The following is a 9,136-nucleotide window of genomic DNA, read 5'->3' on the forward strand; positions in this document are numbered from 1 at the left end:
CAGCTTCAGCGGATCTCCATCTCCGTGATCAGCTTACGGGCTTGTGATCCGGCTGCGGGGATCTGCTGGCTGAGCGTTTCTGCAGTGTCGTGACCAGCGCGGATGTAGCGGCCGGTCCACCCGTCGAGCTCACCGGAGGCTGCTGCGAGCGCCAGCGCGGCGAGCTCGGCAGGCGAGGTCCAATCATCGTCGGTGCGCCAGTCGTGCATCGGCATCGAGGCGGTCATGTCCGAGCGGATGACGCCGGGTGCCAGTTCGAAGATCTTCAACCCCTTCTCGTCGCCGAAGTGGACGACGGAGTCGGCGATCCGGAACAGCGCAGCCTTCGATGCTGAGTAGGCGCCGTAGGCCGGGGTGCCCTGCGCGCCGGATCCGGAGTTGAGGTCGATGATGCGGCCCGGCTGCCCGGTCGCCTCGGCCGTGGCGATGAGGACCGGGGCGAAGGCGTTGATCATGAGCAGTGGCCCGATGACATTGGTGCCGATGACCCCGACGAGGGACTCCGGGTCGGCTTCCCACAGCGGTCCTTCGCTCGATTCGACCCGTCCGGCGTTGTTGATGAGCACCCCGAGACGCGCTCCAGTGGCCTGGGCATGTGCCTCGATGTCACCGCGCAGCGCGGCAACGGAGTCCGGCTGGGAGACGTCGACGCCGAATCCGGTGACCGTGCCCGAGGTCTCGGCGGCGATCTCAGCGGCAGCCGCCTGGGCACGGTCGGCGTCGGTGGCGGTGATCACCACCGGGTAGCCGGCTTCAGCGAACCCGGTTGCCAGGATCCGGCCGATGCCGCGTGATCCCCCGGTGATGAGGGTCAGCGGGCGGGTGGTCTCAACAGTCATCTCAGCTCCTCACCTCGGCGCCGAAGCGCTCGGCGGCCACGGCGGTGGCGGCCTCGCGCAGCGCGGAGGCCTCGTCGGCGGTCATCGTGCGGTCCGGGGCGCGGAAGGTCAGCCGGAAGGCCAGCGACTTCTTGCCCTCGGGCACCTGGTCGCCTGCGTAGAGGTCGAAGAGCTCGACGTTCTCCAGTTCGGTTCCCGCACCTTCGCGCAGCGCGTCGGCCACCGCCGAAGCAGGGGTCGACTCGTCGACGAGCAGGGCGACGTCCTGCCGGGAGACCGGATAGGTCGAGAGCACCCCGGCCCAGGCGCGGGTGTCGGACTGGGTCAGCAGCGCATCGAGGCTGACCTCGAAGGCGACCGTGCGGGCGGGCAGGTCGAGGGTCTCGCAGACCTTCGGGTGCAGCTCCCCGGCGTGGCCGAAGTGGGTACCATCGGCGAAGTCGAAGCGTGCGCAGCGTCCCGGATGGTACGGGGCGATCTGGTCAGCGGTCACGGTGAGCTCGAGTCCACACGAGGCGGCGATCCGGTGCACCGTGTCGATGACATCGGAAACATCGGCCTTCCGGCCGGCGCCGAGCACTCCGGGGGGTTCGACGTAGCCTGCCATGATGCCGGCGAAATGGTACGGCTGGGCCGGCACCGAGGCGAAGATCGCCTCAAGCTCGTCCTCGCTCGGGTGGTAGCCCGGGGCATAAGACTCGACTGCTGAGAGCTCGGTCCTCTGCGGCTGGGTCACGAGCCCGGCTTCGAAGATCGCAATGTCCTTGAAACCGCGGCCGAGGTTGCGGGCGGCGGCATCGACAAGGGTGGCGAGCAGGTGGGTGCGCATGAGCGGCTGGTCCTCGGACATCGGGTTGGCCAGCCGGATGTTGGCACGGCGCGCATCGCCTTCCGGGATCCGCAGGGCGTCACTGCGGGCATCCGAGGTGAACGGGTAGGTCAGCACCTCGGAGTAGCCCAGTGCGGTCAGCAGGTTCGAGATACGCCGGCGTGCCGCCTGGGCGGCGTTGAGGCCCTTGCCGCCGGGGGCCACCGGCAGCACCGACGGGATCCGGTCGTAACCGCCGGCCCGGGCGATCTCCTCGACGAGGTCGACATCGTCGGTCAGGTCGGCCCGCCACGTCGGGACAGTGACATCCAGGACCTCGGCCTCAGGGTTGGTGACCTGGCAGCCGACGGCGCCGAGCAGCCGGACGATGTCCGCGCGGCTGTCCTCGGTGCCCAGCCGCCGGTTGGGCAGATCGGCTGCAAGCCTGACGGTGCGGGCCTGCGGGGCGTCCCCGGCGATGGTGACGGCCGGTTCGAGGATGCCGCCGCCGAGTTCGACGAGCAGGTCTGCGCAGCGCTTGGCTGCGACCGGCCCGAGGGCGGGGTCGACGCCGCGTTCGAAGCGGCGGGCGGCCTCGCTCGGCAGCCGGTGTCGGCGGGCGGTGCGGGCGATCGAGATCGGGTCGAAGTGGGCGGCCTCGATGAGGATATTGCGGGTCTCGGGGCCGACTTCGAGCTCGGCCCCGCCCATGACGCCGGCCAGGCCGATGATCCGGTTCTCGCCTGCCACGCCGCCCTCATCGGTGATGAGGAGATCCTCGACATCGAGGGTACGGGTGACATCGTCGAGGGTGGTGAGCTTCTCCCCTGCCTGCGCGCGGCGCACGACGATCTTCTCACCGAGAGCGTCGCGGTCGTAGGCGTGCAGCGGCTGGCCGAGTTCGAGCATGACGTAGTTGGTGACGTCGACGCTCAGGCTGATCGGGCGCATGCCGGCTTCGGTGAGCCGGCGCTGCATCCAATACGGGGTCTGGGCGCTCGGGTCGATGCCGGTGACCTGCAGGGCAGTGAACCGGTCGCAGCCGGGCACGCCGTGGATCGGTGCGTCATCAGCCAGTTCGACCGGGTATCCGTCATCGGTGGGCTCCGGTGCCGGCTGGTCGGCTGGATCAGTGAAGTCCTGGCCTTTGAGCATCGCGAATTCGCGGGCGATGCCGCGCATCGACAGTTGGTATCCGCGGTCGGGGGTGACGTTGACGTCGAGGGTGACTCGGTCGAGGCCGAGCAGTTCCCGTGCGTCGTCACCGGGTTCGCCGGTCAGCCCGAGCCGGGTGAGGACGATGATGCCCTCGTGGTCCTCGCCGAGGCCGAGCTCCTTCGATGAGCAGATCATGCCGTCGGAGATGTGTCCGTAGGTCTTGCGGGCGCTGATGGCGAAACCGCCGGGCAGCACCGCGCCGGGCAGGGCTGCGACGATGAGGTCGCCGGCTTCGAAGTTGTGGGCACCGCAGATGATGCCGCGCGGTTCGTCCTCGCCGACGTCGACCTGGCACCAGTTGACGGTCTTGCCGTTGGAGTGGGTCTCCTTCTCCAGTTCGAGAACCCGGCCGACGACGAGCGGGCCGGTGACCTCGGGGGCGATGAAGTCCTCTTCCTCCAGGCCGATGCTGGCCAGTTCGGCAGCGAGCACCCGCGGGTTGTCGACGACGGAGAGGTCGACGTAGTCGGCGAGCCATTCGAGTGGGACGAGCATCAGGCATTCACTCCAAACCGTGCTGAGAACCGCAGGTCGCCTTCGACCATGTCGTGCATATCGTTGATGCCCTCCTGGAGCATGAGCGTGCGCTCGATGCCCATGCCGAAGGCGAAGCCCTGGTAGACGTCGGGATCGATGCCGGCTGAGCGCAGCACGTTCGGGTGCACCATGCCGCAGCCACCCCATTCGATCCAGCCGGGCCCGCCGACCTTATTGGGGAACCAGAAGTCCATCTCCGCGCTCGGCTCGGTGAACGGGAAGAAGCTCGGCCGCAGGCGGGTACGCGATTCGGGCCCGAACATCGCGCGGGCGAATTCGTCGAGGGTGCCCTTGAGGTGGGCCATCGTGAGGTTCTTGTCGATCGCGATGCCCTCGACCTGGTGGAACACCGGGGTGTGGGTGGCGTCGAGCTCATCAGTGCGGAAGGTCTTGCCCGGGCACACGACGTACAGCGGGGCGCCGCGTTCGAGCAGCGAGCGCGACTGCACCGGGGAGGTGTGGGTGCGCAGCACGAGGCCGGCCTCGGCGGGCTCGACGAAGAAGGTGTCCTGCATCTGGCGGGCCGGGTGGTCGGGGCCGAAATTCAGGGAGTCGAAGTTCAGCCACTCGGATTCGACCTCGGGGCCTTCGGCGACCTCCCAGCCGTGGCCGATGAAGTGGTCGGCGATGCGCTCCTGGATGAGCTGCAGCGGGTGGCGGGCACCGCCTCGGCGGCGGGCCGAGGGCAGGGTGACGTCGATCGCCTCGGCGACGAGCACCTCGGCGTCGCGCTGCTCTTCGAGCGCGGCCAAGCGTGCGTCGTGAGCCTTCTTCACCTGTCCGCGGGACTGGCCGACGAGCTTGCCGGCAGCGGCCTTCTCGGACTTGTCGAGCCTGCCGATCTCCCGGTTCGCCAGCGCCAGCGGCGCTTTGTCGCCCATGTGGGCCAGGCGGGCGGTCTTGAGCTCATCGAGGTTCGAGGCGGAATCGAACGCCGTCAGCGCTGCCTCGACGGCGGCGGCGACGGCGGACTCATCGCGCGGATCGACTGGCGCAGACATCTGCCTTCTTTCTGTTAGCGGACTCTCCATCGCATCCCGCGCATCCTGGCGCAGGAGCAGACCACGAGCCAGTCTAACGAACCGGGCACCGGTGCGTAGCCGCGTCCCACTGGTGTTGCCTGATCGCGCAGGCGTCAGGGATGCAGCGATCCGCCGGTGGCAGCGGAGATTGTGGTTCCGGCTGCCGGCGCCCATGCCGGCTCACAGCAGCTGGCTGCGGGCGGATTCGTAGATGCAGATGCTTGCGGCCGTGGCGAGGTTGAGGCTCTCAGCCCGGCCGTAGAGCGGGATCCGCACAGCCGAATCGCACAGCGCGCGGTCGGATTCGGGCAGGCCGTGGGCTTCGCTGCCGAACACCCACAGGGTCGGGCGGCTGAGGTCGAGGCCGGTGTCCCAGGGCACGTGCAGGTCGTGCGCCGGCGGATGGGCATCAGCGGCGAGCACCTGCTGTCCGCGGGCACGGGCGAGCTCCGTCACCTCTGACAGGCCGACGCCGGTGACGATCGGCAGGTGGAAGATCGATCCGGCAGTCGACCGGACGACCTTGGGATTGAAGGCATCGACGCTGTTGGAGGTGATGATGACGCCGTCAGCGTCGGCGGCATCGGCGACGCGGATGACGGTGCCGGCATTGCCGGGGTCGCGGACCTGGGAGAGCACGACGAGCAGCCGCGCCTGAGAGGTCACCACCGATGTCAGTTCAGCGGTGCGCTGTTCGCCGATGAGCACGACGCCCTGGCTGGCGACGGTGTCGGAGATGAGCGGCAGCAGCTCGTCGGCGATCTGGCGCAGGCGCAGCCGCCGCTGGGCCGCCAGTTCGAGCAGGTCGGGGTGGCGCTCGGCGGACTCGGCGGTCATGAAGGCGTCGACGACCGGCGCATCCTGTGCCAGCGCCTCGCGGACAGCCTGGGGGCCTTCGACGAGGAAGTGGCCGGTCTTGTTCCGCCATGGGCGTTTGAGCAGCTTGCCGGCCTCTTTGATCCGCTTGGACTGTGGGGAGGTGAGCACGGGGCCGGTGAGGCCGGGATGGACGGGCAGATCGGCAGGCTGTGAGGAGCCGGGGCGTGTGGGAGCCATGATTCCACCCTACCTGCAGACAGCACTCAGCCCCAGGGGATTCCCGGGGCTGAGTGGGTGCGGTCTGTCACCGCTGCGGCCGTCGCCCGGCCGTTGAGTTCAGCTGCGTCAGGCTGCCGAGGTCTTGGCGGCGTTGACGTCGGAGGGCAGGGCCTCCTTGGCGACCTTGACGAGCGAGGCGAAGGTCGCTGCGTCGTTGACCGCGAGCTCGGCGAGCATGCGGCGGTCGACCTCGACTCCAGCGGCCTTGAGGCCCTGGATGAAGCGGTTGTAGGTCATGCCGTTGGCGCGGGCACCAGCGTTGATGCGCTGGATCCACAGGCGACGGAAGTCGCCCTTGCGGGCCCGGCGGTCACGGTAGCTGTAGACCAGCGAGTGGATGACCTGTTCTTTGGCCTTGCGGTACAGGCGCGAGCGCTGACCGCGGTAGCCGGACGCACGGTCGAGAATGACCTTGCGCTTCTTCTTGGCGTTGATCGCCCTTTTCACACGTGCCACGTGTACTCCTTATGAAATCGGTGCGCGCACAGCGGTGCGCTCGGGCAGCGAGCCCGGTCTCGTCAGGCCTTGCCCAGAAGCTTGCGAGCCTTGGCTGCGTCGCCGCCGGTCATGACCTGGTCGACGGACAGGCGGCGCTTGCGCCGCGAGGACTTGTGCTCGGCCAGGTGGCGCTTGTTCACGCGCTCACGCATGACCTTGCCGCTGCCGGTGATGCGCATGCGCTTCTTGGCACCGCTGTGGGTCTTCTGCTTCGGCATAGTGCCGTCTCCTTATCGTTCTCTAGCGCAGCCGGGCCCGAGGTGGGGGCTGGCGCTGCACGGTGTGCTTCCCGGCCGTGGGGCCGGCAGGCACCAAACTTACGCGTCGGCCTCGGCGTCGCGCTTCTCTGCCTTGGCCTGTGCTTCGCGCTCGCGGCGGGACTTCACCTCGGCGCTGGCACCCTTGGCTCCGCGGGATGCCTTGCGGGATTCCGCCTTGGCATCTGCCTTGGAGCGCACGGGTGCGATGACCATCACCATGTTGCGGCCGTCCACCCGGGGGGCGGATTCGACCGTGCCGAGATCGGAAACATCCTCAGCCAGCCGGTTGAGCAGTTTGATCCCCATCTCGGGGCGGGACTGCTCACGTCCGCGGAACATGATCATGACCTTGACCTTGTCACCGCCGTTGAGGAAGCGGGAGACATGGCCCTTCTTGGTCTCATAGTCGTGCTCATCGATCTTCAGTCGGAACCGGATCTCCTTGAGAGCCGTGTTGGCCTGGTTCTTCCGGGCCTCGCGTGCCTTCTGCGCCGATTCGTACTTGAACTTGCCGTAGTCCATGAGCTTGACCACAGGCGGCTTGGCCTGGGGCGCAACCTCTACAAGGTCGAGATCGGCTTCGCGGGCGAGGTCGAGCGCCTTGCGGATGGCGACGATTCCGACCTGTTCCCCGTTGGGTCCGACGAGACGGACCTCGGGGACCCGAATCCGATCATTGATACGCGGCTCGCTGATGTGCTCGCTCCTTCTTCAGCAGATGATGATCACAACCGCTGAAAGGGAAAAGGCCCCCTTCAGCGCATGCCAAGGGAGCCCAGACGAACGAACTGCGGGTACGACGCCGCATCGGCCAGCGAAACGCCGACCGTCATTCGAACCCGATCACCAGTGATGATCCAGGTGGGAGCTGAGCTCCACTTTGCACGAAGTCCAGTGTACTACCCGATGCGGCGAAGTGCACATCGGGCTGTGGACACAGCGTGTCACATGAGCGGCTCGCGCGCGTGGGCGTGCCGGTATATCTGTGGGAGGGCTCATGTTGGCCGGCCGGTACCCGTGTGGGAAGCTGGTGGGCATGACCGACGCATCTTCGCATTTCGAGTTCCACCCCGAGTCTGCCCATGAGCAGGCTGCCCGCGACATCGCCGAGGTGCCGGCGCTGGAGATCATCTCCTCTGCCGCACTGCACCTCATGAGTGCTGCGGCGATCAAGTGCGGGCTGAGCGAGGACACCGAGACCCAGAAGGCCGCTGACCTCATCGACCTCGATGAGGCGCGCAAGCTCATCACCTCGCTGGCCGGCCTCGTCACCGCTGCCGCTCCGGAGATCGGCAACCACCATGCTCGCCCGCTGCGCGATGGACTGCGCAGCCTGCAGCTGGCCTTCCGTGAGGCCTCGGCGATTCCCGATGCGCCCGGCCAGGGACCCGGTGAGAAGTTCACCGGCCCGGTCTCCTGAGCTTCAGTCTCCCTGCGTCTCAGCCGAACATCTCTGAGACCCGCAGCACTCCCCCGGCGTCCTCGAACTCCTGCCTGACGGCCTCGGCGAGCGCGTCGTCGAACAGGTAGTCGAGCGCGACTCCGGCCAGCCCGTAGGTGCCGTCGAGCACCCCGGTCTCGGCCGCCTCGGACGCGGCTGCCTGGGCGAACCCGCGGGTGTGCAGGGCGGTCTCAGCATCTGCGATCCGCAGCATCGGGTGGATGCCGGGGACGAGATAGCTGACATTGCCGAAGTCCGTCGACGCCGCCAGGCTGTCGCTCACGACCCCGCGCGGCAGGGGTGCCCGGCCGCGCTCCTGCTGGCGGATCGACCAGCGGCCGGTGAGCGCCTGGTTGGCCCGCACCGGCATGCTCGGCGGGTGCTTGTCCCACCGCACCTCGACCCCGCAGCCGGTCATGAGCGCCGCCCCGCGGGCGATGTCCTCGACTCGCTGGGAGAGATCCATCAGGGTCTCAGGCTCTGCGGAGCGGACATAGATGCTCACACGCGCCGATTCGGTGATGATCGATGGCCGGTCCCCTCCCTCGGGGATCGCAGCGTGCACCCGGTCGATGGGCAGCATCTGCTGCCGCAGGAGCCCGATTCCCTGGTACAGCAGCGAGGCGGCGTCAAGCGCGTTGCGGCCCATGAAGGGCTGGGCGGAGGCGTGGGCAGCGACACCGGTGAATTCGACGTCAAGGAGGCGCCGGCCGATCCACAGCACGTCAGCGGCGTCGTATCCAGCCGGATGCAGCATGATCGCGGCATCGAGGTCCTCGAAGGCCCCCGCCTGAGCCATGTACTCCTTGCCGGTGTGGCCCTCCTCGGCCGGGGTGCCGAGCAGCACAACCTGGCCGGGAAGCTCGTCCTCACGCCCGGCGTAGGCGCGCGCGATGGCGAGGAACGCCCCGACACCGGTGGCGGCGATGACGTTGTGCCCGCAGGCGTGGCCGATATCGGGTAGGGCATCGTATTCGGCGCAGATGCCGATCGTGCGCCGGCCGCTCGGCCCGAAGCGGGCGCACAGGGCGGTGTCGAGGCCGTAGGCACCGCGCTCGACCTCGATGCCGGCGGCCTCGATCTGGGCGGCGATGCGGCCAGCGGAGCGGTGCTCCTCGAAGGCGAGCTCGGCATAGCCGTAGATGTCACCGGCCAGGCTCAGCAGCTGCGGGGCGAGCGCGTCGACGGCCGTACGCACATCAGCAGTCGCCTCGGCCGGGGCGCCGGTGAAGGCGCTGCCCGGCGGGTCGGCGGCAGCGGCACGGGCGGCCATATCGGCCTTGAGCAGGTTGAGGTAGGTGGGGTCGGGGGCCGTCGGCTGGCTGCCGGGTGCGGGGTGCGGGTCGGACATGGGCGGTGCTTCTCCTCTTCGTGCCGCCGGGGTCGGCGGCGGCAGCGGGTCGGGCAGGCGGCTG

General features: G+C 68.5%; 9 protein-coding genes. 1 reads left to right on the forward strand and 8 read right to left on the reverse strand.

What is annotated here, in order from left to right; translation table 11 throughout:
• Positions 1 to 5: 5 nt before the first annotated feature.
• The 7 genes from M3C25_RS09915 to infC all read right to left on the reverse strand — a co-directional run bounded on the left by M3C25_RS09915 (position 6) and on the right by infC (position 6,976).
• Positions 6 to 839, reverse strand: coding sequence for an SDR family NAD(P)-dependent oxidoreductase (locus tag M3C25_RS09915; protein ID WP_259856279.1), 834 nt, complete (start codon positions 837 to 839; stop codon positions 6 to 8).
• Position 840: 1 nt separating this feature from the next.
• A complete protein-coding gene (pheT, locus tag M3C25_RS09920) occupies positions 841 to 3,360 on the reverse strand; it encodes a phenylalanine--tRNA ligase subunit beta (protein ID WP_259856281.1) in 2,520 nt (839 codons plus the stop codon).
• Positions 3,360 to 4,403 carry a phenylalanine--tRNA ligase subunit alpha gene (pheS, locus tag M3C25_RS09925; RefSeq protein WP_259828606.1) on the reverse strand — a complete coding sequence of 348 codons (1,044 nt, stop codon included), beginning with the start codon at positions 4,401 to 4,403 and terminating at the stop codon, positions 3,360 to 3,362. The genes pheT and pheS overlap by 1 nt, the downstream gene beginning before the upstream one ends.
• 201 nt (positions 4,404 to 4,604) lie before the next feature.
• The gene (locus M3C25_RS09930) at positions 4,605 to 5,480 is read right to left on the reverse strand and encodes a TrmH family RNA methyltransferase (protein ID WP_259828608.1); all 876 of its coding nucleotides are present in this window, start codon (positions 5,478 to 5,480) and stop codon (positions 4,605 to 4,607) included.
• A 108-nt stretch (positions 5,481 to 5,588) separates the two neighbouring features.
• Positions 5,589 to 5,978 (reverse strand): 50S ribosomal protein L20, encoded by a 390-nt coding sequence (rplT, locus tag M3C25_RS09935; RefSeq protein ID WP_102162653.1) that lies wholly within the window; start codon positions 5,976 to 5,978, stop codon positions 5,589 to 5,591.
• A 62-nt stretch (positions 5,979 to 6,040) separates the two neighbouring features.
• The gene (gene rpmI, locus M3C25_RS09940) at positions 6,041 to 6,238 is read right to left on the reverse strand and encodes a 50S ribosomal protein L35 (protein WP_102162652.1); all 198 of its coding nucleotides are present in this window, start codon (positions 6,236 to 6,238) and stop codon (positions 6,041 to 6,043) included.
• A 99-nt stretch (positions 6,239 to 6,337) separates the two neighbouring features.
• Positions 6,338 to 6,976 (reverse strand): translation initiation factor IF-3, encoded by a 639-nt coding sequence (infC, locus tag M3C25_RS09945; protein ID WP_170273565.1) that lies wholly within the window; start codon positions 6,974 to 6,976, stop codon positions 6,338 to 6,340.
• A 340-nt stretch (positions 6,977 to 7,316) separates the two neighbouring features.
• Between infC and M3C25_RS09950 the strand changes: the two genes are divergently transcribed.
• A complete protein-coding gene (locus M3C25_RS09950) occupies positions 7,317 to 7,700 on the forward strand; it encodes a DUF1844 domain-containing protein (RefSeq protein ID WP_259828610.1) in 384 nt (127 codons plus the stop codon).
• A gap of 19 nt (positions 7,701 to 7,719) precedes the next feature.
• Here M3C25_RS09950 and M3C25_RS09955 read toward each other — a convergent pair whose 3' ends face one another.
• A complete protein-coding gene (locus M3C25_RS09955) occupies positions 7,720 to 9,072 on the reverse strand; it encodes a M20 family metallopeptidase (RefSeq protein ID WP_259856283.1) in 1,353 nt (450 codons plus the stop codon).
• Positions 9,073 to 9,136: the final 64 nt, after the last annotated feature.

Origin of the sequence: Brevibacterium luteolum, assembly GCF_025147615.1 — a bacterium.
In the GTDB taxonomy this organism is placed as follows: Bacteria; Actinomycetota; Actinomycetes; order Actinomycetales; family Brevibacteriaceae; genus Brevibacterium; species Brevibacterium luteolum.